This is a genomic window from Pseudomonas entomophila, assembly GCF_013523125.1.
In the GTDB taxonomy this organism is placed as follows: domain Bacteria; phylum Pseudomonadota; class Gammaproteobacteria; order Pseudomonadales; family Pseudomonadaceae; genus Aquipseudomonas; species Aquipseudomonas entomophila_B.
On sequence record NZ_JAAMQJ010000034.1, the window covers coordinates 16,708 to 39,408 of the forward strand.

The window sequence follows — 22,701 nt, forward strand, 5'->3', positions numbered from 1 at the left end:
GTGCGCACGCCATCTAGAAAACCTTGTGGCGATGACGACCCCAAGCCACACCTCTTCGACCAGTTGATCTGCATGGATGAAGAGTGTCTGCGTTTACGTAATCCAGACATCGCAGAATGCGCATTCATGGGAAAGCTCTATGTCTCATTAAGCAGCGCTTTCGTAGTGGCCATCACGCTCCAGTTTCTGGATCATTTCCCCTTCGAGCCAATAGTGCTTTACTTGTATCTGATAGGGCTGGCCGCACCATTATTCGTGATACTCTTTCTATGTTATCGCATCTCTCTCTTGAAGCATTTATCGCACTATTCATTCAACCGTAACACTCAACGCATCTCAGCACACTGTGGCAAAAAGCAGTTCACGTGTCCCTGGCATCGTGCCGAGTTGTTTCTGTTCATCCGCAACGGATTCAACGGGTCAGGCCTCTTCACACAACAGTCGCTGGCCGTCAGGGATCGGTGCAATCCGACGCGTCATCCTCACGGCCTTGCCTTTTGCATAGACGGCAACCCAGCCAGCTTTCCAGACCCCCTTCAGGTCCTTTCTGTGAAAGCCTATATCGAACACTTCATGGCGCATGGCCCCGAGGGCTTGCCGCTTCCTGTCTGTGGCAACTGGTGGCAAGTGCCCCATCAGCGTCTTTACCTGACACCTAAAGAAGCGTGGCGACACTATGTCCCCTGGCGAACGGGAGAACCTTGGGAAGAGCAGGGTAAATCCAACCGGCTACTATTACTGTGGTTGGTTTTCTTCCCGTGGAATATGTACGCAGCGCTCTGCTGGTACGCCACCTGCCGCCTGTTCAAGGTTCAGCAGGCTCCGCCCTGGGAGCCGGACAAGGTCTATCGCCCGGCAGAGCGCTGACGACCGCGTTCAGGCCCGTGGCGCATAGGCGAATACGTCTGCCCGCATCCGGTGTGCATCCATCCCGGCCTCGACCAGCGCATCGAGGGTGGCGTAGACCATGTTGGGCGACCCGCTGGCGTATACGTGGACCTGGTTGAGGTCGGCAATGTCTTCGCGCACGGCTTCGTGCAGCAGGCCGCAGCGCCCTTCCCAACCGCACAGGTCGCTGACGACCTTGTGCAGGTGCAGGTTGGGCAGCGCCTCCCATTCGGCCCAGTGCTCGAGGGCGTAGAAGTCTTCCGGGCGGCGCACGCCCCAGTACAGGTGCACGGGATGTTCGAACCCTTTGGCACGGCAGTGCTCGATCAGGCTGTGCATCTGGGCCATGCCGGTACCGGCGGCGATCAGCACGAGCGGACCGTCGGGCAATTCGGCCAGATGGGTATCGCCGAAAGGCATTTCGATACGTGCCATCTGGTCGCGCTGCAGCTGATCGATCAACTGGCGCGTGCTGTCTTCGCGTGCCAGCACGTGAAGCTCCAGCTCACGACCGCGATGCGGCGCCGAGGCCAGCGAGAAGGCCGTCTTGCCCGCACCGTCACGCTCGATCATCAGGTACTGGCCAGCGTGATACCGCGGTGGCTTGCCGGCCGGGGCGAGCAGGCGAATGCGCCAGACATCGCCACCGATGTCGCGGCACTCGCTCAAGGTGCAGGCCAGCGCGCGTACGGGCAATTCGCCCAGCGCCAGCACGCCGTCCCACAGCAGCACGCAGTCCTCCAGGGGCTCGGCGATGCAGGTATACAGCTCGCCATGATCACGCACCTCGCCCTCCTGTCGGACGCGGCCCTCGACCAACAAGGCCGCGCAGACGTGACAATTACCGTTGCGGCAGCTCTGTGGGCAGTCATAGCCCAGGCGCCGCGCGGCCTCCAGAATCCGTTCTCCCGGTTCCACCGCCAACACGGCGCCGGACGGCTGCAAGGTTACCTGCATTCAATCGATTCCCAACTGATCCCACAGCTCGTCGATACGGCGAGTGACGGCATCATCCTTGACGATGACCCTGCCCCACTCGCGCGTGGTTTCGCCCGGCCACTTGTGAGTCGCGTCCAGGCCCATCTTCGACCCCAGGCCCGACACCGGCGACGCGAAGTCCAGGTAATCGATCGGGGTGTTGTCGATCAGCACGGTATCACGCTTGGGATCCATCCGGGTGGTGACCGCCCAGATCACGTCGTTCCAGTCGCGGGCATTGATGTCGTCGTCGGTCACGATGACGAACTTGGTGTACATGAACTGCCGCAGGAACGACCAGACGCCCAGCATGACCCGCTTGGCATGACCGGGGTACTGCTTCTTGATGGTCACCACCGCCATGCGATACGAGCAGCCTTCGGGCGGCAGGTAGAAGTCGACGATTTCCGGGAACTGCTTTTGCAGGATCGGCACGAACACTTCGTTCAGGGCCACGCCGAGGATGGCCGGCTCGTCAGGCGGCCGACCGGTGTAGGTGCTGTGGTAGATCGGGCGAGTGCGATGGGTGATGCGCTCGACCGTGAACACCGGGAAACGGTCCACTTCGTTGTAGTAACCAGTGTGGTCGCCGTACGGGCCCTCGTCGGCCATTTCGCCGGGGTGGATCACCCCTTCGAGCACGATTTCGGCACTGGCCGGCACCTGCAGGTTGCTGCCGCGGCACTTCACCAGCTCGGTACGATGACCACGCAGCAAGCCGGCGAAGGCGTACTCCGACAGGCTGTCGGGTACGGGCGTGACCGCCCCCAGGATGGTCGCCGGGTCGGCGCCCAGGGCCACGGCCACCGGGAAAGGTTCCCCAGGATGCTTTTCGCACCACTCGCGGTAGTCCAGCGCACCGCCGCGGTGGCTCAGCCAGCGCATGATGACCTTGTTGCGCGCGATCACCTGCTGGCGATAGATGCCCAGGTTCTGCCGCTCCTTGTTCGGGCCGCGGGTCACGGTCAGGCCCCAGGTGATGAGCGGCGCGACGTCGCCAGGCCAGCAGTGCTGGACGGGCAGCGTGCTCAGGTCGACGTCGTCGCCTTCGATCACGATTTCCTGGCAGGCCGCGTCCTTGAGCACCTTGGGTGCCATGGAGATGATCTTCTTGAAGATCGGCAGCTTGGACCAGGCGTCCTTGAGACCCTTGGGCGGTTCGGGCTCCTTGAGGAAGGCCAGCAGCTTGCCGATTTCCCGCAGTTCGCTCACCGACTCGGCACCCATGCCCAGGGCCACGCGCCCGGGCGTGCCGAATAGGTTGCCGAGCACCGGCATGTCGAAACCGACGGGGTTCTCGAACAACAGCGCCGGGCCCTGCTTGCGCAAGGTCCGGTCGCAGATTTCGGTCATTTCCAGCACCGGCGATACCGGCACCGTAATGCGCTTCAGCTCGCCGCGCTGCTCTAGCTGCCGCACGAAGTCTCGCAGATCCTTGAATTCCATCGCCCAGGTCACACTACAAAAGAGGCGCCTAGCTTACCTGCTATCGCTCGCCTGTGCGCAACCCCTCGGCGCATGCCAGCAACCGCTGCACCACGGTACGCGGCGGGTGCGCCCGCGTGGCCAGCCCGAGCACGGCCCGTGGGCGCTCCAATGCAAGGGCACGGAAAGCCAGCCCTGGCCGCTGCATGCGCTGCATGGACGCCGGGACGATCGCTACCCCCATGCCGGCGGACACCAGGTTGACGGCCGACGACACCTGCGGGGCCTGCTGATGGATCAGGGGGTTGAATCCGCGGGCACGGCACTCGGCCACGATGTCGGCGCTCAGCCCATGGCCTGACTGACGTGCGTAGAGCACGAAGCGCTCGTGACGGAGATCCTCCAGGGACACGCCGTCACGTCGCGCCAGGGCATGACTGCTGGGCAGCACCACCATGAGCGGTTCTTCGCTGAGAATGTGAAAGGCCAAGTCATCCGTGTCGGCAAAAGGAGGCCGGACGATGGCGGCATCCAGCTCCCCTTGGCTCAATCGTCGGAGCAGCGTTTCGCTGTCATCTTCGAGCAGCGTGAGGCCGACGTCGGGGCAGGCCTGCTGATAACGGCTGATCAGCTGAGTGACCGCTTCGTTGAACGACGCCGACTCGGTGAACCCCAGGACCAACGTGCCAAGCTCGCCATTGGCCGCCCTTACCGCTTTCTGTTTCGCCTGCTCGACGCGCGCCAGAATGTCCAGCGCCGACGTGAGGAACACGGCACCTGCGTCACTGAGCACCACGCCACGCCCCTGGCGCAAGAACAAGGGCGTGCCGACCTCTTGCTCCAGCGCACGTATCTGCTGCCCCAGCGGAGGCTGGGCGATGTGTAACGCCTGCGCAGCCTTGGTGAAGCTCTGGGCCTGGGCCGTGGCGACGAAATAACGCAGATGGCGAAGCTCCATGGAACCTTTTACATCCTAATCAAGAATTTTTTAAATATTAGACATCCTCGATGAGGCCCGCCAAGCTTTTCCCTCCTTCCCAAGAGCAAGAGGCAGAGGCCGTCATGACCGTCACCGCACAGCTGCGCAAACACCTCGCTAGCGGTACCAGCCTGGTCGCACCGGGCGCCTACGACGGGCTCTCCTCCCGCCTGGTCGAGCTGGCCGGGTTCCAGGCCGTCTACGCCAGCGGCGGTGCCATCGCGCGTTCCACGGCGTTGCCGGACATCGGCCTGCTGAGCTTCAGCGAAGTGCTCGAGCGCATCGAGAAGATCGTCGACGCCACTACACTGCCAGTGATCGCGGACGCCGATACCGGCTTTGGGGGAGGTCCCAACGTCGAGCGCACCGTGCGTGCCTTCGAGCGCATCGGCGTGGCCGCCTTGCACCTGGAAGACCAGGTCTTTCCCAAGCGCTGCGGGCACCTCAACGACAAGACACTGATCGCCGCGTCGGAAATGTGCACCAAGATCCGGATCGCGCGCCATGCGCTGCGGGATCCGGACTTCGTCCTGATCGCCCGTACCGATGCGATTGCCGTCGAAGGCTTCGACGCTGCACTGGATCGTGCAGAGGCCTACATCGAAGCGGGCGCCGACATGATCTTCGTGGAGGCTCCGGAAACCCTGGCGCAGATCGAGACGATCGCGCGGCGCCTACCCGGCCCGAAACTGATGAACATGTTTCACGGCGGCAAGACCCCGATGGTGCCGGTCGAGACGCTGGCAGCATTGGGGTATCAGCTGGTGATCATCCCATCGGACCTGCAACGCGCGGCGATTCATGCCATGCAGCACACCTTGACGCAGATCATGCGCAATGGCGACAGCGCCGCGATGGCCGACCAGCTCACCAGCTTCGACGAGCGCGAAGCGATCGTGCGCACCCAGCGCTACCTGGCCCTGGAAAAAGGCTGAAACGACGCCTGCAATTTCGGATCCAATGTCTATCGTTGTGCAGTGACTATGGCTACTATCCGGCATCGCTCCTTGGTAGGGTTTGAGATGAAACACGCTAACGCGGGAAACGAGGTGGTCGCCGCCATCGAACAGGCCGCCCATGCCAAGGGGTATACCCTCGATGCCTACCAGATGGCCGCCGCAGAGCGCCTGGGCGTCCTGGCCCAGAAGCTGCTCAACCCCTCGCTGCTGATGCGGCTGGGGCATCAGATGCCACGCGGCCTCTACCTGTGGGGCCCGGTGGGCCGCGGCAAGAGCTTCGTGCTGGACACGTTCTTCGCGGCCATACCCTTGGCGCAGAAGCGTCGCATCCACTTCCATGCGTTCTTTCGCGAGTTCCACCAGCGGATGTTCGAGCACGCCGCCACCCAGAATGCCATCGAAACGGCGCTGGACAGCCTGCTCGGCGACTGTCGCCTGCTGTGCTTCGACGAATTCCACCTGCATGACATTGGCGACGCCATGCTCGTCAGTCGCCTGTTCAAGGCCCTGCTCAACCGCCGGTGCGTGATGGTCGTGACGTCCAACTATCCACCTCAAGGGTTGTTGCCGAATCCGCTGTACCACGAGCGCTTCCTGCCGACCATCCAGCTGATCGAACAGCACATGGACGTCCAGTCCGTCGCAGGCGAGCTGGACTATCGGGCCTCCAGCGACGCCTCGGCGGATGCCTTCAACCAGGGCGCCTTCGTGTACCCCGGCACCGCACGACAAAGGCAGCAACTCGGTCTGCCTGCCGAGCGGTCGACGACCGGGCCACTGACCGTCAACCACCGTGTGCTCGAGGGCCTGGTCCTGGATGAGGACACGGTGTACTTCCGGTTCGCGGACCTGTGCGAAGCGGATTCGGCGACCATCGATTATTTGGCCTTGGTCGATCGGTACGCGCGCTGGGTGCTCGATGCCGTGCCCAGGTTATCGACGGCCAGTGCAGCCGGGCAACAGCGTTTCCTGAACGTGATCGACGTGCTGTACGACAGGCGGGCCACGTTGTTTCTGATCAGCGAGCTGCCTTTCGACCAGATGATGGATGCCTGTGAAGCCGGCGACCTGGCGCGTACGCGCAGCCGCGTGAGCCAGCTGCGAGATACCTGCCAGACTCATTCGCAAACCGCGGGCGGAGCGGCAGCGGTGTGCGACTAAAGGTGGATCCAATCCCTGTTGCGTCCGGGCACACCCTTCTTTAGGATCCAAAAACGAATTATCCACATAACAAGAAAGGATTCGTGTGATGAACGATGGGCTGACCATTGGATGGGCTCCCTATGCCCTGATCTTCGCTACCCTGCTGTGCGCCTACGTGATTTTCGGCATCGCCGGGTTCGGCACGGCGCTGGTAGCGAGCCCGGTACTGGCACTGTTTCTACCCGTCGCCAAGATCGTCCCGCTGCTGGCGCTGATGGACCTGTTCGCGGCGCTGGTGAATGTGAGCCGTGACGGCCGCAACGCCGACTGGGGCGAACTGCGACGGTTGGTCCCCATGATGATCCTGGGCAGTCTGGTCGGTGCGGCCATTCTTCTGGCCACGCGTCCGGAATACCTGCTGCCGGCCCTGGGCGTCTTCGTCGTCTGCTACGCGCTGTATTCGCTCAGCGGACTCAAGCCACAGCGCCACTTCAGTGCAGCGGCGGCCTACCCCTTCGGCTCGATCGGCGGTGTGTTCAGTGCCTTGTTCGGCAGCGGCGGGTTCATCTACGCGATCTACCTCAGCGGCCGGATTCCGACCAAGGATGCCATGCGCATCACCCAGACCACGCTCATCGGCCTGAGTACGCTGACCCGCGTGGTGCTGTTCGCACTCGCCGGGGTCTACCTCGACACCAGTCTGCTGTGGCTGGCGCTCTTCCTTGCGCCCGGCATGCTGATCGGCGTCACCGTCGGACGTCGCATCACGCTGAACATGTCGCGAGAACAGTTCCTCAAGGTGATCAACGTCGTGGTGCTCGTCTCCGGCATCGCCTTGATCGCACGTTATTACGCTTGACGGGTGGCCCCTTCAGGGGCCGCTTCAGACCACGACTTTCCCACAACAACAACAAGGAAGTTCTGATGGACGCTGGTGCGCATAACGAAATGATGACAGGGGCTCAGTTTCTGGACAGCCTCGACGATGGACGCGAGGTGCATATCTATGGCGAGCGGGTGAAGAACGTCTGCGAGCACCCGGCCTTCCGCAACAGCGCCTACTCGCTGTCGCGCTTGTACGACGCGCTGCATGATCCCGCCACGCAGACCCTGATGACGGACATCGACCCGGACGGCTATCGAACGCACCGCTACTTCATGCCGTCGCGTTCTTCCGCCGACCTGCTCAAGGCACGCGACGCCATCGCTCACTGGTCGCGCCTGTCCTATGGGTTCATGGGCCGTACGCCGGATTACAAGGCCGGCTTCACGGCCACCCTGCGTTCCGACCCACACCTCTATGCACCGTTTCACGACAACGCCCTGGCGTGGTACCGAAAAAGCGCCCGGCAGGTGATGTTCCTCAACCATGTCCTGGTCAACCCACCCATCGGGCGGGCACGCAGCGTGGCGGAAATGCGCGACATCTACCTGCACGTGGAAAAGGAAACGGACGCCGGCATCATCGTGCGCGGCGTGAAGATGGTGGCCACCAGCGCGGCCTTGTCCAACGCCACCTTCGTGGCGCAGAACAGCGCCACGCAGTACCGGGCAGGCGCCGAAGAAGACTTCGCCCTGTGCTTCATTCTGCCGATGAATGCGCCCAACCTGAAGATCATGTGCCGCCGCTCCTATGAAGCCGCGGCCTTGAGCCCGTTCGACAACCCGCTGTCCAGCCGCTTCGACGAGAACGATTCGGTGCTGATCTTCGACGGCGTGCTGGTGCCGTGGGAAAACGTCCTGATCTACCGAGACGTCGAGCGGGCACGCAGTTTCTACGCCGCGTCAGGCTTCCTGAACCGCTACCCGTTGCAATCCGGTACCCGCCTGGCCGTCAAGATGGATTTCATCTGCGGGCTGCTGGCCAAGGTCCTGGCGTCCAACGGCTCCTCGGAGTTCCGAGGCGTGCGCACGCGGCTGGCGGACATCGTGGCCCTGCGCAACATGCTGTGGACGTTGACCGAAAACCTGTGCCAATCGCCCGAGGTCCGGCAGGACGGCTCGGTCGTGCCACGGCTCGAGGCGGCCGCCACCGTGCGCTACTTCGGCACCCAGATGATGAGTCAGCTCAAGCCGGTCTTCAACACGATCCTTGGTGGCTCGCCGATCATGCAGGTGTCCAGCTGGCTGGACATGGCCGACCCCCAGACCCGTCCGCTGATCGATGACTACTACCAGGGCACGAACCAGACGGCTTCCGAGCGCATGAAGCTGATCAAGCTGCTGTGGGACGCACTGGGCAGTGAGTTCGCCGGCCGCCATGAACTCTACGAGAACAATTACGCCGGCAACAACGAGCAGGTTCGTCTGGACATGCTGCGCCATTGCGAAACCGCTGGTGTGATGGACCAGTGCACGTCCCTGGTCGACCAGTGCCTGGGTGACTACGACGAGACTGGCTGGGCAGCGCCAGGCTGGCGGTTCGAACCGCGCCACCCCGAAATCCGCTGATCGTTGATCCGTGAAAACGATGCCCTCGGGCATCGACGGCCTTTCTTTGCCTGAAAAACAGGAGATACCGATGGTCTACACCGGTGAATGGAATCGTGACGAAGTCGACTACAAGGCGCTGGCGGGGCAATGGCATGTGCTGTGCCGCAGCGAGGATGTCGGTGCGCAGCAACCGCTGGCCGCCAAGCTGCTGGGCGAAGACCTGGTGCTGTGGCGAGACGAAGCAGGCCAGGTCCATGCCTGGAAAGACTACTGCGGCCATCGCGGCGCACGCCTGTCACTGGGCTGCGTCAAGCAAGGCGAAATCGAGTGCCCCTACCATGGCTGGCGCTACAACGCCCAGGGGCAGTGCACACGGGTACCCGCCCACCCGGAGCGCAGCGGGCCGGCCTCGCACCGCCTGGTGTACCGGCATCATGCGCAGGAGCGCTACGGCTACGTGTGGGTCAGCCTGGAAGCACCTCAGCGGCCCTTGCCCGAGCTGCCGCAGTGGGAGGACGACAGTTATCGGAAGGTCTACGCCGGTCCTTACCACTACAAGGCCAACGCGCTGCGGTCGCTGGAGAACTTCATCGACGCTTCGCACTTCCCCTTCGTCCATGCTCACCTCAACGGCCTGCCGGACGCACCGGAACCGCTGAAGAAGTACAGCGTGCACGAGGACGAGCGTGGCCTGCATTCGTCGGAGATCACCGTGTTCCAGCCCTTCGGCGATCACCGTGGCATACCGGTCAACGCTCGCTACACCTACTCGGTGCTCAACCCCACCACCGCCTACTTCATGAAGAAGACCGGCGAAACCGAACGTTTCTGCACGTTCTTCAACGCCACACCGGTGGATGAGGCCGAGTGCATCATCTGGCTGATCGTGGCCATCAACTTCGGCCCCGAGCTGACCCTCGAGCAGATCCTCGCCCGTCAGAACACCGTGTTCGAACAGGACCGGCGCATCGTCGAGTCCCAGCGTCCCGCCCGCCTGCCACTGGACCCCCGTGCGGAAATGCACGTGGTCAGCGACCGCATGGGCCTTGAATACCGCCGCTGGATCCAGACCCTGGGCCAGCGTGCGATCCATCAGAAGCAGGACTCCACCATCGCAACGGTTTCCCTTTGACAAGGAGTGTCCTCATGACCCCGAACGCTTTGCACATGCTGGCCACGCGAGAATCCAATGCCCGTACGTACGCCAGGAACATTCCAAGAATCCTGAGCCACGGCCAGGGTGCCGAAGTCATCGACAGCGAAGGTCGGCATTACCTGGACTGCCTGGCCTGCGCAGGCGCGCTGCCCCTGGGCCATAACCACCCGTTCGTTCGCGACCGGGTGATCGCCTTTCTTCAATCGGGGCAGTTGCAGCAGGCGCTGGACATCGCCACCCCCGCCAAAGTCGATTTCATCGAGGAACTGTACCGCGCGCTTCCCGCCGAATTCGCCGCCAGCGCCCGCTTCCAGCTCTGCGGCCCTACGGGCGCGGATGCCGCCGAGGCGGCCCTCAAGCTGTTCAAGACCGCCACCGGACGGCGTCCGGTCATCGTGTTCCAGGGTGCCTACCATGGGATGACCCACGGGACGCTGGGCATGATGGGCAACCTGGCGCCCAAGCAGGCGATCAGTGGGTTGCCCGGCGAAGTGCAGTTTGTGCCCTATCCGTATGCCTTCCGCAGTTCGTTCGGCACGGGCATGGACGCGGCGGACACCGATACGTTGAGCCTGGCGTGCCTGGACAACCTGCTCAGCGACCCTGAAAGCGGCGTGGGCAAGCCGGCCATGGTGTTGCTCGAAGCCATTCAGGGCGAGGGGGGCTGCATTCCCGCCAGTGCCCAGTGGCTGCGTCAGGTACGCGAAATCACCACGCGCCATCAGGTCCCGCTGGTGATCGACGAGATCCAGAGCGGGATTGGCCGCAGTGGCGACATGTTCGCCTTCGAACACGCCGGCATCACCCCGGATGCCATCCTGCTCTCCAAGGCCATCGGCGGTGGCTATCCCCTGTCGGTACTGGTCTATCTGGAGCAGTACGACCTGTGGAAACCCGGCGCGCATGCCGGCACCTTCCGGGGTAACCAGATCGCGCTGGTCAGCGGCGCCGCTACCCTGGAGTACATTCGCCAGGAGGGTCTGCTCGAGCATGTGCGTCAGGTAGGCGCTCAACTGCGCGAAGGCCTGCTTCGGCTCCAGCAGCAGCATGCCTGCATCGGCGATGTCCGGGGGCGCGGCCTGATGCTGGGCATGGAACTGGTCGACCCGGAAGGTGCGCTGGATGCCCAAGGTCATCGCCTGGCTGCCGGCGAACTGGCCACACAGGTGAAGCGGGCCTGCCTGGACGAGGGCCTGCTCATCGAGACAGGCGGGCGGCACGGTGCGGTGCTGCGGTTCCTGCCGCCGCTGGTGATCACCTGCGCACAGGTGGAGCAGATCCTGCAGCGCCTCGGCCGCGCCCTGCAGCGCACGCGGGCTCATGCGCCGCAGGTGGTCCCGACACTGGAGGCGCAGGCATGAACCGGACCTCGTCTATCGTCGACGTACTGGGCATCGGTTTCGGTCCAGCCAACCTGGCGCTGGCCATCGCGCTCGAAGAACTGGCGCCTCATCTGGACGTGGCATTTCTGGAACGCCGCCTGGGACCACTCTGGCAACCCAACATGCTACTGCCCGGCTCGGACATCCAGAACCATCCGTTGCGTGACCTGGTGACGCCGCGCAATCCACGCAGCCGCTATGGCTTCACCAACTTTCTCTTCGAGCAAGGCCGTCTCTACGAGCACCTGAACCTGCCGCTTCATTATCCGCTGCGCGAGGAGTATGCCCAGTACGTCACCTGGGTCGCCGGCTTCTTCGCCGACCGCGTGCAGTATGGCTGCGAGGCGCAGAGCGTGGCGTTGGTCGACGACGCCGGGGATGGGCGCCACTACCAGGTCACCTGCACCGACGGCCGTGTCCTGCGCGCACGTGCCCTGGTCCTTGCACCTGGACGCACGCCGCATGTACCGGCGCCGTTTGCCGGGATCAGCGACGCCCGTATTCGCCACCTGAACGACTACCTGCCGGCACTGGCCGAAAGCATCGCGGCGACGGGCGGCCAGTCCCGGGTGGCGGTGATCGGTGGCAGCCAGAGCGCTGTGGAAATCCTGCTCCATGCCAGCGACCAGTCGGGCGTCCGGGACGTGGTGGGCTTCACACGCAACTTCGGCTACCGGCAAAAAGACACCAGTCCGTTCTCCGATGAGGTCTACTTTCCCGCCTTCGTCGACACGTTCTATCGCGCGGACCCCGACCAGAAGGCGCGGTTGCGCCGCGAGCTGGTGCACACCAACTATTCGGCGGCCGATATCGACGTCCTCAACCAGTTGTACGTGCGGCGTTATGAGCAGTCCTTGCGCGGAGAAAGCCGGCTGCAGTTGCGCACGTGCGAGGAGATCCAGGCCTGTCGACCGTCGGCCGCCCAGGTGGAAATAGAAAGCCGGCACGCCCTCGAAGGCCGTCATCATCGTCAAGGGTTCGACCTGGTCATCCTGGCCACGGGTTTTCTCGACCTTGGGCAAGGCGAACGGCAGGAGCCTGTGCCACCGCTACTGGCGGCGTTGGTCGGCGAGCATGCGCGCGAGGGGCTGTCGGTCCAGCGCGACTACCGTATCGAGCTGGGGCACGCCTTGCCGATCTACCTGAATGGCCTGTGCGAGTCCACGCATGGGATGGGCGATGCCGGCTCCTTCAGTTTGCTGGCGCTGCGCGCCCAGTCCATCGTCGAGTCGCTGACCGCAGGCCTGGCAGCTTCAGAGCCCGTCGATCATGCATAGCCCCGGTTTGCGCGACCTGCTGATGGCGCCCTCCTGCTGGCAGGCCCAGCTGACCTGCCGCCAGATCCACACCGCGCCCTTGCCGCTGGAAACCGATGTCGCCGTCATCGGTGCCGGCCTTGGCGGCCTGGCCGCCGCGCAGCGGGCGCTCGAGGCCGGGCTGTCCGTCACGGTACTGGAGGCGAACCAGGTCGGCAGCGGCGGCAGCGGGCGAAATTCAGGTTTCGTGGTCCCCGTCCCTGCTCGTCACACGCCAGACTCATTGAGTCGATGCGCAGGCAGTGGCACCGGCGCATTGATGGCGGCGCTTCAAGAGGCCGTTCATGACGTGTTCGAGCAGGTGCCGAGCACGCCTCGGCGGGGTTGGCTGCAACCGTTCACGTCGGCGGCGTCCACCCAGGCACGGACGCTGGCCACCGGTTGGCGCGCCCTGGGCGTGGAGGTCGCCGTGCTCGAAGGCGAGGCCTTGGCGCACGCGATCGGCACCTCTCGCTACACGACGGCCCTGCACTTTCCAGGCGGCGGCGCCATCGACCCCATGGCCCTGCTGCAACAGCTGACCCATGGGATCTATCACCAGGGTGGCTCGATCATCGAGCACTGCCCGGTCGAACGGATCACCCCCAAGGGCCCTGGGTTCACCTTGGAGACGCCAGCAGGCTGCTTGAATGCACGTCGTGTCTTCATCGCCGGCAATGCCTACGGCACCGGCGCCAGCCGGATGACCCGTCGCACCGTAGGGCCGCTTTCGCTCACCTTGGCCACCTTCACCCTGCCACGCCCTGCCGCATCCAGCCCGCTGCCTTTTTCCGACACGCACAAGGACATGTGGTTTGCACGCTGGCTGGACGCCCGTACGGTCCTGACCGGGTGTTTCGCCCTTCCGCTGCAGCGCTCGCCGAAAGCCTGCAGCGATCTGTTGCAGGCGCGCCTGGAGGGTCTGTATGGCCACCGCCCCGCGGCACCGCGCCAACAGTGGGCCGGTTGGGTGGGGTTGACGCCTGATGGCCTGCCCAAGGTCCACGACGACAGGGGACGGATCCTCAGCTGGAGTGGCTGCAACGGCCGCGGTATCGCCCTGTCGCTGATGATGGGCCGAACCCTGATGGACCAGCTGTGCGGGCTGTCCGGGCCACGCCTTCCCCTGGCCGGGCCGGGCTGGCAACCAGGCAACGTGCTGGCCTGGCTGGCGCAGGCCGTCATCGCTCGAGACCGTTACCGACAACGCCGCGCCCTGCTGGCGTCCTGAGTCCCCTTTTCTGCCTGAGAGTCCACCATGAGCGCCTGTCCCTTTCATTATTCGCAGTACCGCGCCACCTCACCTGAACTGATCGATCGCTTCATCGACGCTTTCCCCTTGGCGATTCTCACCTCGCACGCAGAGGGACGTTTCTGTTCCAGCCACATTCCCCTGCTGCGCCAGGCGGACGGTTCGCTGTTCGGTCATGTGGACGGGGGCAACCCCCAGTTTCGTGGACAGGACGAAGTCCATTGCCAGATCATCTTCATGGGGCCGTCTGCCTACATCCCGCCTGAGGCGTATGTCTCCTCGCAGCTACCGACCTGGAATTACCTCGCCGTGCACATGCAGGCCACCGTCCGCGTGTCCGAGAACGCCCACCAGAACCTCGAGATCCTGAAACAGACAGCGCAGCGACTGGCAACCAGCGAGCGGAGCTACCACGTCGATCCTGCCGATCCCAGGGTGCTGAAGAACCTGCCCCATATCCTCGGCCTGAGCATTCACCCGCTTTGCGTGGAGGGGCGCTTCAAGCTGTCCCAGGACAAGACCGCGCCCGACGCTTTGGCTGCGCTGAACCATCTGCTGTCCCAAGGCCTCGACAGGCACCATGACTTGCTGGCCGACCTGCTGACCCCTGCCCCCTTGCATCCCATTGAGGCCTGACCATGCCCATCGTGCGTATAGAAGACCCCGTACAGCGAACGCCTGAAACACGTCAGGCGGTCATCGAGACGGTTTACCGTTGCCTGCGACACGTCTTCAAGGTGAGCGACGAGGAGCTGCAAGCGCGTTATCACACCTACGCCCCTCAGGACTTTCGCAGCCCAGGGGACTGCGAGGCCTTCATTCAGGTCGAGATCACCGTCTTCAAAGGGCGCACCCTGGAAACCAAGCGTCGGTTGTACCAGGCCCTCAGCCAGGCGTTGTCGGAGCAGCTTCACCTGCCGATGGAGGCGGTGCTGATCCTGCTCGACGAGCGTGAGGGTGAGAACTGGGGCATGCGCGGCGGCATACCCGCCTGCGAGATCGACTTCGGGTATGCCATCGACATCTAGTCTCGAGACGACCCTGGCTGGAGCGGCAAACAGAAACGGCGCCCGAAGGCGCCGTTTCTGTGCGAAGCGCTTGTTACTTGCGCTTCATCGACAAGAAGAACTCGTCGTTGGTCTTGGTCTGCTTGAGCTTGTCGACCAGGAACTCGACGGCAGCGATCTCGTCCATCGGGTGCAGCAGCTTGCGCAGGATCCACATGCGCTGCAGTTCGTCGTCTGCAGTCAACAGCTCTTCGCGACGGGTACCGGAGCGATTGATGTTGATGGCCGGGAACACACGCTTCTCGGCGATGCGGCGATCCAGCGGCAGCTCCATGTTGCCGGTGCCCTTGAATTCCTCGTAGATCACTTCGTCCATCTTCGAGCCGGTCTCGACCAGCGCGGTGGCGATGATGGTCAGCGAGCCGCCTTCCTCGATGTTACGCGCGGCGCCGAAGAAACGCTTGGGCTTCTCCAGGGCATGGGCGTCCACACCACCGGTCAGCACCTTGCCCGAGCTCGGGATGACGGTGTTGTAGGCACGGGCCAGACGGGTGATGGAGTCGAGCAGGATGACCACGTCCTTCTTGTGCTCGACCAGGCGCTTGGCCTTCTCGATCACCATCTCGGCGACCTGCACGTGACGGGTCGGCGGCTCATCGAAGGTGGAGGCGACCACTTCGCCACGAACGGTACGCTGCATCTCGGTCACTTCTTCCGGGCGCTCGTCGATCAGCAGAACGATCAGGTGGCACTCGGGGTTGTTGCGCGTGATGTTGGCAGCGATGTTCTGCAGCATGATGGTCTTGCCCGCCTTCGGCGGGGCGACGATCAGGCCACGCTGGCCCTTGCCGATCGGCGCGCACAGGTCGATCACGCGGCCGGTGAGGTCTTCGGTGGAGCCGTTGCCGGCTTCCATCTTCAGGCGCTGGTTCGGGAACAGTGGGGTCAGGTTCTCGAACAGGATCTTGTTCTTGGCGTTTTCCGGGCGGTCGAAGTTGATGGTGTCGACCTTCAGCAGCGCGAAGTAGCGCTCGCCTTCTTTCGGTGGGCGGATCTTGCCCACGATGGTGTCGCCGGTGCGCAGGTTGAAACGGCGGATCTGGCTGGGCGAGACATAGATGTCGTCCGGGCCGGCCAGGTACGACGCATCGGCGGAACGCAGGAAACCGAAACCATCCTGGAGAATCTCCAGCACGCCGTCACCCGAGATCTCTTCGCCGCTCTTCGCGTGTTTTTTCAGCAGGGAAAAAATCACGTCCTGCTTGCGCGAACGGGCCATGTTTTCGATGCCCATCTGTTCGGCCATTTCCAGCAGGTCGGTAATCGGCTTTTGCTTGAGTTCAGTCAGGTTCATAAGGGGAGTGACGTAATCATGTAAGAAGGGAGGATTAAGCTTCTGGCTTAATGAAGCCGCGCCGCAAGAAGGCGACAGGATCGCGTACTGATTCGAATTGGGGGTGCATCGGCGACGGCGTGCAGAGGGCACTGGAGAAACAGTGCGAGGCCGAATGTATCACTTGCTTTTTTCGACGTCTAGTGATTTGCAAAAGAAAAGCCCCGGAAATCCGGGGCTTTTTCGTCGCTCGTGCCAGCCTTACAGGTTGGCGTCGAGGAACGCTGCCAGCTGCGACTTGGACAGTGCACCCACCTTGGTGGCCTCGACGTTGCCGTTCTTGAACAGCATCAGGGTCGGGATGCCACGCACGCCGTGCTTGGCCGGGGTTTCCTGGTTTTCGTCGATGTTCAGCTTGGCGACGGTCAGCTTGCCTTCGTAGGTGGAGGCGATGTCGTCCAGCACGGGAGCGATCATCTTGCAGGGGCCGCACCATTCGGCCCAGTAGTCGACCAGTACCGGACCTTCGGCCTTCAGCACTTCAGCTTCGAAGGTGGCATCGGTGACGTGTTTGATCAGATCGCTCATGGATAGCTCCATATCATAGGCAAGAAAACATGACCCATCATAGCCGCACCGGCGCGCTACAGGAAGCTGCGGGCGATTGGCTGTCACTATGGCAACGCTTGAGCGTTTCAATCGGCCTCCTCGTGCAGGCTCATCGGGTGCCATGTCGCTGCCTCCCCTCAACGCAGATCACGCCGCGCGTTGGCGCGCGCCGTGGATCGTGGCACGATTGCCAGGTAATCGACCGAGAACCTCGAGATCATGCCGCATACCAAAGCGAAGAACCTGTCCCTGATCGCCGCCATCGACCTTGGCTCCAACAGCTTCCACATGGTCGTGGCCAAGGCCCACCTCACCGAGATCCGCATTCTCGAGCGACAGGGCGAGAAGGTTCAGCTGGCCGCCGGCATCGGCGAGGATCGCCTGCTCAGCGAAGAAGCCATGCAGCGCGGCCTGGACTGCCTCAAGCGGTTCGCCCAACTGATCAACGGCCTGCCCGACGGCGCCGTCAGGATCGTCGGCACCAACGCCTTGCGCGAGGCCCGCAACCGGGCCGAGTTCATCCACCGCGCCGAGGCCATCCTCGGCCATCCCGTGGAAGTGATCTCCGGCCGCGAAGAAGCGCGGCTGATCTACCTGGGCGTGTCGCATACCCTCGCCGATACCCCCGGCAAGCGCCTGGTCGCCGACATCGGCGGCGGCAGCACCGAGTTCATCATCGGCCAGCGGTTCGAACCCTTGCTGCGCGAAAGCCTGCAGATGGGCTGTGTGAGCTTCACGCAGCGTTACTTCCGCGATGGCAAGATCACCCCGGCGCGTTACGCCCAAGCCTACACGGCCGCGCGCCTGGAACTGATGAGCATCGAGCATGGCCTGCACCGGCTGGGCTGGGACGAAGCCATCGGGTCGTCCGGCACCATCCGTGCCATCGGCGCGGCCATCAAGGCCGGCGGTCAAGGGTCTGGCGAGGTCAACGCAGCGGGCCTGGCCTGGCTCAAGCGCAAGCTGTTCAAGCTCGGCGAAACCGACAAGATCGACTTCGACGGGGTCAAGCCGGACCGTCGCGCCATCTTCCCGGCCGGGCTGGCGATCCTCGAAGCCATCTTCGATGCGCTGGAGCTGCAGCAGATGACCCACTGCGACGGTGCGCTGCGTGAAGGCGTGCTGTACGACCTGCTGGGCCGCCATCACCACGAGGACGTGCGCGAGCGTACCCTCAGCTCGCTGATGGAGCGCTACCACGCCGATCGACAGCAAGCCGAGCGCGTCGAGCGCAAGGCCTTGCATGCCTTCGACCAGGTGGCTGCCGCCTGGGGCCTGGAGGAAGGCAACTGGCGCGACCTGCTGAGCTGGGCGGCCAAGGTGCACGAGATCGGGCTGGACATCGCGCACTACCACTACCACAAACACGGCGCCTACCTGATCGAGCACTCCGACCTGGCCGGTTTCTCGCGCGAGGACCAGCAGATGCTGGCGCTGCTGGTGCGCGGCCATCGGCGCAACATCCCCAAGGACCGCTTCGCGGAGTTCGGCGAGGAAGGCGAGACCTTGATCCGCCTGTGCGTGCTGCTGCGCTTCGCCATCCTCTTCCACCACATCCGTGGCACCCAGCAGATGCCCAAGGTCGAACTGCATCCAGGGCATGACCGGCTGGAGGTGGTGTTCCCGGAGGGCTGGCTGGAGCAGAACCAGCTGACCCAGGCCGACTTCGCCAACGAGGCGCAGTGGCTGGCCCGGGTCGGTTTCGTCCTCAGCGTACGCTGAGCACCGGGTTGCTCAGGCGCTCGAGCAGGGTGGCCTGGGCATTGCGCGGGTTCTGGTTGCCGGTGGGCGTGCTGCGCACGTAGCGCCCATCGGGCTGCAGGATCCAGGCGTGGGTGTTGTCGGTCAGGTAGCTGTCCAGCTCCTTCTTGACGCGCATGATCAGCTTCTTGCCTTCGACCGGGAAGCAGGTCTCCACGCGCTTGTCGAGGTTACGTTCCATCCAGTCGGCGCTGGAGAGGAACATCTGCTCCTCGCCGCCATTGAGGAAATAGAACACCCGCGTGTGCTCCAGGAAGCGACCGACGATCGAGCGCACCTGGATGTTGTGCGACACCCCTGGGATGCCCGGTCGCAGGCAGCACATGCCGCGCACCACCAGGTCGATGCGCACACCCGCCTGGCTGGCCTTGTACAAGGCACGGATGATCTTGGCATCGGTCAGCGAGTTGAATTTGGCGATGATGTGCGCCGGCTTGCCGTCCACCGCGAACTGGGTCTCGCGGGCGATCATGTCGAGCATGCCCTTCTTCAGGGTGAACGGCGCATGCATCAGTTTCTTCATGCGCAAGGTCTTGCCCATGCCGATCAGCTGGCTGAACAGCTTGCCCACGTCCTCGCACAGTGCATCGTCGGACGTCAGCAGGCTGTAGTCGGTGTAGAGCCGTGCGTTGCCAGCGTGGTAGTTGCCGGTGCCCAAGTGGGCGTAGCGCACGATGTCGCCCGCCTCGCGGCGCAGGATCAGCATCATCTTGGCGTGCGTCTTGAATCCGACCACGCCATAGATCACCACCGCACCCGCCGCCTGCAGACGGCTGGCCATCTGCAGGTTGGACTCCTCGTCGAAACGCGCGCGCAGTTCGATGACCGCGGTCACCTCCTTGCCATTACGCGCCGCGTCGACCAGCGCATCGACGATTTCCGAGTTGGCGCCGCTGCGGTACAGGGTCTGGCGCACCGCCAGCACGTGGGGGTCCTTGGCGGCCTGGCGCAACAGGTCGACCACAGGCGTGAAGGACTCGAAGGGGTGCATCAACAGCACGTCTTGCTTGCCGATGACGCTGAAGATGTTGTCGGCGTTCTGCAACAGCTTCGGAATGGCCGGCGTGAAGGGGGTGTACTGCAGCTCCGGGTGACTGTCCAGGCCCGTGATGCTGAACAACCGCGTGAGGTTGACCGGGCCGTTGACCTGATACAGCTCGCTCTCGCTCAAGTTGAATTGCTTGAGCAGGTAGTCGGACAAGTGCTTGGGACAGGTGTCGGCGACCTCGAGCCGTACCGCATCGCCGTAACGACGCGAGAACAGCTCGCCGCGCAAGGCACGCGCCAGGTCCTCGACGTCCTCGGAGTCCAATGCCAGGTCGGCGTTGCGGGTCAGCCGGAACTGGTAGCAGCCCTTGACCTTCATGCCCTGGAACAGGTCGTCGGCGTGCGCATGGATCATCGACGACAGGAACACATGGTTGGCACCCGGTCCACCGACCTCTTCCGGCACACGGATGACGCGCGGCAGCAGCCGAGGCGCCGGGATGATGGCCAGGCCCGAGTCGCGGCCGAAGGCGTCGACGCCCTCGAGCTCGACGATGAAGTTCAGGCTCTTGTTGACCAGCAACGGGAAAGGGTGCGTCGGGTCGAGACCGATCGGGGTAATGATCGGCGCAATCTCGTCGCGGAAATAGCGGCGCACCCAGGTCTTGAGCTTGGGTGTCCAGTAGCGTCGGCGAATGAAGCGGATCTGATGCTTTTCCAGCTCGGGCAACAGCACGTCGTTGAGGATCGCGTACTGTCGATCGACCTCCAAATGCACCAGTTCGCTAATCCGCGCCATGGCCTGATGGGGTTGCAGACCGTCGGCGCCGGCCTGCTCGCGGGCGAAGGCGATCTGTTTCTTCAGGCCGGCGACGCGGATCTCGAAGAACTCGTCCAGGTTGCTGGAAAAGATCAGCAGAAACTTCAGGCGCTCCAGCAGCGGGTACGACTCATCCAGCGCCTGCTCGAGCACGCGGATGTTGAACTGCAGCTGCGACAGCTCACGATGAATGTACAGACTGCTGTCGTCCAGCCCCGGAATGGCGATGGCCGGCGCAGGAGCCGGGGCCGGCGCCGCAACTTCCTGGAAGGCTTCGGAAGCGGGCAGGTCCGGAGGTGTCTCCACCAGCTCGGTGGGCACTGCGCGGGCTTCCTTGGGGTCGAACGGTGTCGGCACTTCGTTATTCATCAGTCGTTCCTGGAGGGCGTTACTGCCCTTTCAACAGTTGAGCGGCACGCACGGCGAAGTAGGTGAGGATGCCATCGGCACCGGCCCGCTTGAAAGCGGTCAGGGACTCGAGAATGACCGCCTCGCTCAGCCAGCCATTCTGGATGGCGGCCATGTGCATGGCGTATTCACCGCTGACCTGGTAGGCGAACACGGGCACGCGGAACTCGGTCTTGACCCGATGGACGATGTCCAGGTACGGCATGCCCGGCTTGACCATGACCATGTCGGCACCTTCGGCCAGGTCGGTCGCGACCTCGTGCAGGGCTTCGTCGCTGTTGGCCGGGTCCATCTGGTACGACGCCTTGTTGGCCTTGCCCAGGTTGGCGGCCGAACCCACCGCATCGCGGAAGGGGCCATAGTAGGCGCTGGCGTATTTGGCCGAATAGGCCATGATGCGCACGTTCACGTGCCCGGCCAGCTCCAGCGCTTCGCGAATGGCCTGCAGGCGACCGTCCATCATGTCCGAGGGCGCGACCATTTGCGCGCCAGCATCGGCATGGGACAAGGCCTGGCGTACCAGCGCATCGACGGTGATGTCGTTCTGCACATAGCCCTCGTCGTCGAGGATGCCGTCCTGGCCGTGCGTGGTGAAGGGGTCGAGCGCGACGTCAGTGATCACGCCCAGCTCCGGGAACCGGGCGCGCAGGGCACGAGTGGCGCGCTGGGCGATACCGTCAGGGTTCCAGGCTTCGGCGCCGTCGAGCGTCTTCTTCTCCAGTGGGGTGACCGGGAACAGCGCCAGCGCGGGGATACCCAACGCGACCCATTCTTCGGCCGCTTCGAGCAGCAGGTCGATCGACAGGCGCTCGACGCCCGGCATGGAGGCGATGTCTTCACGGCGGCCTTCGCCATCCAGCACGAATACCGGCAGGATCAGGTCATCGACCGTCAGTACGTTCTCGCGCATCAAACGACGGGAAAAGTCGTCCCGGCGATTGCGACGCAGGCGAGTGGCAGGGAACAGACGGTTGGCGGGGGTAAAGCTCACGGCAAACTCCTGAGCCCGCGCAGGCGGGCTAGCGCGACAGTTATAGGCGTCCATTATGACGCCTGCGTTACAGATCTGATCAACCTTGCGACCCATGGACGCAGGGATTGTCCCACGGAAGTCGTTCACGTCGAGACACATTTGGACACTTTCATGAATGCCTGCGAAGGGGTAGGCTGCGCGTTCATTTCGCCAGCACCGATGCCATGCTTCAACAATTCCTACAGGATTTTGGCTATTTTGCCTTGTTCCTCGGCACGTTCTTCGAAGGCGAGACCATCTTGGTCCTCGCAGGCTTCCTTGCGTTCCGCGGCTACATGGACATCAACCTGGTGGTGCTGACGGCCTTCTTCGGCAGCTATGCCGGCGACCAGCTGTGGTATTTCCTCGGGCGTAGCCGTGGCCGTAGCCTGCTGGCGCGCAAGCCGAGCTGGCAGGCTGCCGGCGATCGAGCGCTGGAACACATCCGGCGCCACCCGGACATCTGGGTGTTGAGCTTCCGCTTCGTCTACGGCCTGCGCACCGTCATGCCCGTGGCCATCGGCCTGTCGGGCTACCCTCCCCGTCGCTACCTGCTGCTCAACGGAATCGGCGCGGCCGTCTGGGCCATCGCCCTCGGTGCTGCGGCCTACCACTTCGGCGCCGTGCTCGAAGGCCTGCTGGGCAGTGTGAAGAAGTACGAGCTGTGGGTCTTGGGCGGCTTGCTGCTGGTGGGCATCCTGCTCTGGATACGCCGACGTTTCCGTACCGTGCGCGCCGAACGCAAGGCCACGGCCGATGCCAAGGCGGCCGCACAGGCAGCCCCTGAGAAGACGTCTTCCGACCGGCAACCCTGAGCCTGCGTCGCCCCATCGCGTCATTGCCTGCGCGTAGCTCTGGCATTGGCGCGGCGCGC

20 protein-coding genes are annotated in these 22,701 nt (G+C 63.6%); 13 read left to right on the plus strand and 7 right to left on the minus strand.

Going from position 1 to position 22,701, the window contains the following annotated elements; all coding sequences use genetic code 11:
• Window positions 1-867, plus strand: a complete 867-nt coding sequence (locus G7007_RS16375; RefSeq protein WP_181103309.1) for a hypothetical protein — start codon at window positions 1-3, stop codon at window positions 865-867.
• Window positions 868-876: 9 nt separating this feature from the next.
• Here G7007_RS16375 and G7007_RS16380 read toward each other — a convergent pair whose 3' ends face one another.
• The 3 genes from G7007_RS16380 to G7007_RS16390 are packed head-to-tail and all read right to left on the minus strand — an operon-like array spanning window position 877 to window position 4,249.
• Window positions 877-1,845 carry a CDP-6-deoxy-delta-3,4-glucoseen reductase gene (locus tag G7007_RS16380; protein WP_181103311.1) on the minus strand — a complete coding sequence of 323 codons (969 nt, stop codon included), beginning with the start codon at window positions 1,843-1,845 and terminating at the stop codon, window positions 877-879.
• Window positions 1,846-3,312: a 4-hydroxy-3-polyprenylbenzoate decarboxylase gene (gene ubiD / locus G7007_RS16385; RefSeq protein ID WP_181103312.1), complete on the minus strand. Its 1,467-nt coding sequence runs from the start codon at window positions 3,310-3,312 to the stop codon at window positions 1,846-1,848.
• A 40-nt stretch (window positions 3,313-3,352) separates the two neighbouring features.
• Window positions 3,353-4,249: a LysR family transcriptional regulator gene (locus G7007_RS16390; protein ID WP_181103313.1), complete on the minus strand. Its 897-nt coding sequence runs from the start codon at window positions 4,247-4,249 to the stop codon at window positions 3,353-3,355.
• 104 nt (window positions 4,250-4,353) lie between these two features.
• On the opposite strand from G7007_RS16390, the gene G7007_RS16395 reads away from it, so the two are divergent.
• The 10 genes from G7007_RS16395 to G7007_RS16440 all read left to right on the plus strand — a co-directional run bounded on the left by G7007_RS16395 (window position 4,354) and on the right by G7007_RS16440 (window position 14,918).
• Complete coding sequence (locus G7007_RS16395; protein WP_181103314.1) at window positions 4,354-5,205, plus strand: isocitrate lyase/PEP mutase family protein; 852 nt, start codon at window positions 4,354-4,356, stop codon at window positions 5,203-5,205.
• 87 nt (window positions 5,206-5,292) lie between these two features.
• Window positions 5,293-6,390 carry a cell division protein ZapE gene (zapE, locus tag G7007_RS16400; RefSeq protein ID WP_181103315.1) on the plus strand — a complete coding sequence of 366 codons (1,098 nt, stop codon included), beginning with the start codon at window positions 5,293-5,295 and terminating at the stop codon, window positions 6,388-6,390.
• 88 nt (window positions 6,391-6,478) lie between these two features.
• On the plus strand, window positions 6,479-7,231 hold the full coding sequence (locus G7007_RS16405; protein ID WP_181103316.1) for a sulfite exporter TauE/SafE family protein: 753 nt from the start codon (window positions 6,479-6,481) through the stop codon (window positions 7,229-7,231).
• A gap of 65 nt (window positions 7,232-7,296) precedes the next feature.
• A complete protein-coding gene (locus G7007_RS16410) occupies window positions 7,297-8,823 on the plus strand; it encodes a 4-hydroxyphenylacetate 3-hydroxylase family protein (RefSeq protein ID WP_181103317.1) in 1,527 nt (508 codons plus the stop codon).
• 70 nt (window positions 8,824-8,893) lie between these two features.
• Window positions 8,894-9,937: an aromatic ring-hydroxylating dioxygenase subunit alpha gene (locus tag G7007_RS16415; protein ID WP_181103319.1), complete on the plus strand. Its 1,044-nt coding sequence runs from the start codon at window positions 8,894-8,896 to the stop codon at window positions 9,935-9,937.
• A 14-nt stretch (window positions 9,938-9,951) separates the two neighbouring features.
• Window positions 9,952-11,322 carry a diaminobutyrate--2-oxoglutarate transaminase family protein gene (locus G7007_RS16420; RefSeq protein WP_181103321.1) on the plus strand — a complete coding sequence of 457 codons (1,371 nt, stop codon included), beginning with the start codon at window positions 9,952-9,954 and terminating at the stop codon, window positions 11,320-11,322.
• Entirely contained in the window at window positions 11,319-12,620 is a 1,302-nt protein-coding gene (locus G7007_RS16425; RefSeq protein ID WP_181103323.1) for a SidA/IucD/PvdA family monooxygenase, read from the plus strand. Before G7007_RS16420 ends, G7007_RS16425 begins: the two co-directional genes overlap by 4 nt.
• Window positions 12,613-13,869, plus strand: coding sequence for an NAD(P)/FAD-dependent oxidoreductase (locus G7007_RS16430; RefSeq protein WP_181103325.1), 1,257 nt, complete (start codon window positions 12,613-12,615; stop codon window positions 13,867-13,869). The genes G7007_RS16425 and G7007_RS16430 overlap by 8 nt, the downstream gene beginning before the upstream one ends.
• A 27-nt stretch (window positions 13,870-13,896) precedes the next feature.
• Complete coding sequence (locus G7007_RS16435) at window positions 13,897-14,526, plus strand: FMN-binding negative transcriptional regulator (protein ID WP_181103327.1); 630 nt, start codon at window positions 13,897-13,899, stop codon at window positions 14,524-14,526.
• A gap of 2 nt (window positions 14,527-14,528) precedes the next feature.
• Window positions 14,529-14,918, plus strand: a complete 390-nt coding sequence (locus G7007_RS16440; RefSeq protein WP_181103329.1) for a tautomerase family protein — start codon at window positions 14,529-14,531, stop codon at window positions 14,916-14,918.
• Window positions 14,919-14,991: 73 nt separating this feature from the next.
• Here the strand turns inward: G7007_RS16440 and rho are convergent, their stop codons facing one another.
• Both rho and trxA read right to left on the minus strand, forming a co-directional pair.
• Window positions 14,992-16,251 (minus strand): transcription termination factor Rho, encoded by a 1,260-nt coding sequence (rho, locus tag G7007_RS16445; RefSeq protein ID WP_060395408.1) that lies wholly within the window; start codon window positions 16,249-16,251, stop codon window positions 14,992-14,994.
• Window positions 16,252-16,491: 240 nt separating this feature from the next.
• On the minus strand, window positions 16,492-16,818 hold the full coding sequence (gene trxA, locus G7007_RS16450; protein WP_181103331.1) for a thioredoxin TrxA: 327 nt from the start codon (window positions 16,816-16,818) through the stop codon (window positions 16,492-16,494).
• A gap of 240 nt (window positions 16,819-17,058) precedes the next feature.
• Between trxA and ppx the strand changes: the two genes are divergently transcribed.
• On the plus strand, window positions 17,059-18,561 hold the full coding sequence (gene ppx / locus G7007_RS16455) for an exopolyphosphatase (protein ID WP_181103333.1): 1,503 nt from the start codon (window positions 17,059-17,061) through the stop codon (window positions 18,559-18,561).
• On the opposite strand, the gene ppk1 is transcribed toward ppx, so the two are convergent.
• Together ppk1 and hemB are read right to left on the minus strand one after the other, a co-directional pair.
• On the minus strand, window positions 18,548-20,776 hold the full coding sequence (gene ppk1 / locus G7007_RS16460) for a polyphosphate kinase 1 (RefSeq protein ID WP_181103335.1): 2,229 nt from the start codon (window positions 20,774-20,776) through the stop codon (window positions 18,548-18,550). The two genes, ppx and ppk1, sit on opposite strands and share 14 nt — an antisense overlap.
• Before the next feature lie 19 nt (window positions 20,777-20,795).
• A complete protein-coding gene (hemB, locus tag G7007_RS16465; RefSeq protein ID WP_060395412.1) occupies window positions 20,796-21,806 on the minus strand; it encodes a porphobilinogen synthase in 1,011 nt (336 codons plus the stop codon).
• 206 nt (window positions 21,807-22,012) lie between these two features.
• On the opposite strand from hemB, the gene G7007_RS16470 reads away from it, so the two are divergent.
• Window positions 22,013-22,642, plus strand: a complete 630-nt coding sequence (locus tag G7007_RS16470) for a DedA family protein (protein WP_181103337.1) — start codon at window positions 22,013-22,015, stop codon at window positions 22,640-22,642.
• Window positions 22,643-22,701 lie beyond the last annotated feature (59 nt).

What these genes read in the sequence shown, in the direction of transcription:
- G7007_RS16410 (WP_181103317.1), top strand. Translation starts at nt 7,297, where the DNA reads ATGGACGCTGGTGCGCATAACGAAATGATGACAGGGGCTCAGTTTCTG.
- ppx (WP_181103333.1), top strand. Translation starts at nt 17,059, where the DNA reads ATGCCGCATACCAAAGCGAAGAACCTGTCCCTGATCGCCGCCATCGAC.
- rho (WP_060395408.1), bottom strand. Translation starts at nt 16,251, where the DNA reads ATGAACCTGACTGAACTCAAGCAAAAGCCGATTACCGACCTGCTGGAA.
- ubiD (WP_181103312.1), bottom strand. Translation starts at nt 3,312, where the DNA reads ATGGAATTCAAGGATCTGCGAGACTTCGTGCGGCAGCTAGAGCAGCGC.
- G7007_RS16425 (WP_181103323.1), top strand. Translation starts at nt 11,319, where the DNA reads ATGAACCGGACCTCGTCTATCGTCGACGTACTGGGCATCGGTTTCGGT.
- G7007_RS16420 (WP_181103321.1), top strand. Translation starts at nt 9,952, where the DNA reads ATGACCCCGAACGCTTTGCACATGCTGGCCACGCGAGAATCCAATGCC.
- zapE (WP_181103315.1), top strand. Translation starts at nt 5,293, where the DNA reads ATGAAACACGCTAACGCGGGAAACGAGGTGGTCGCCGCCATCGAACAG.
- G7007_RS16440 (WP_181103329.1), top strand. Translation starts at nt 14,529, where the DNA reads ATGCCCATCGTGCGTATAGAAGACCCCGTACAGCGAACGCCTGAAACA.
- G7007_RS16430 (WP_181103325.1), top strand. Translation starts at nt 12,613, where the DNA reads ATGCATAGCCCCGGTTTGCGCGACCTGCTGATGGCGCCCTCCTGCTGG.
- G7007_RS16405 (WP_181103316.1), top strand. Translation starts at nt 6,479, where the DNA reads ATGAACGATGGGCTGACCATTGGATGGGCTCCCTATGCCCTGATCTTC.
- ppk1 (WP_181103335.1), bottom strand. Translation starts at nt 20,776, where the DNA reads ATGAATAACGAAGTGCCGACACCGTTCGACCCCAAGGAAGCCCGCGCA.
- trxA (WP_181103331.1), bottom strand. Translation starts at nt 16,818, where the DNA reads ATGAGCGATCTGATCAAACACGTCACCGATGCCACCTTCGAAGCTGAA.
- G7007_RS16390 (WP_181103313.1), bottom strand. Translation starts at nt 4,249, where the DNA reads ATGGAGCTTCGCCATCTGCGTTATTTCGTCGCCACGGCCCAGGCCCAG.
- G7007_RS16415 (WP_181103319.1), top strand. Translation starts at nt 8,894, where the DNA reads ATGGTCTACACCGGTGAATGGAATCGTGACGAAGTCGACTACAAGGCG.
- G7007_RS16470 (WP_181103337.1), top strand. Translation starts at nt 22,013, where the DNA reads ATGCTTCAACAATTCCTACAGGATTTTGGCTATTTTGCCTTGTTCCTC.
- G7007_RS16435 (WP_181103327.1), top strand. Translation starts at nt 13,897, where the DNA reads ATGAGCGCCTGTCCCTTTCATTATTCGCAGTACCGCGCCACCTCACCT.
- G7007_RS16395 (WP_181103314.1), top strand. Translation starts at nt 4,354, where the DNA reads ATGACCGTCACCGCACAGCTGCGCAAACACCTCGCTAGCGGTACCAGC.
- G7007_RS16380 (WP_181103311.1), bottom strand. Translation starts at nt 1,845, where the DNA reads ATGCAGGTAACCTTGCAGCCGTCCGGCGCCGTGTTGGCGGTGGAACCG.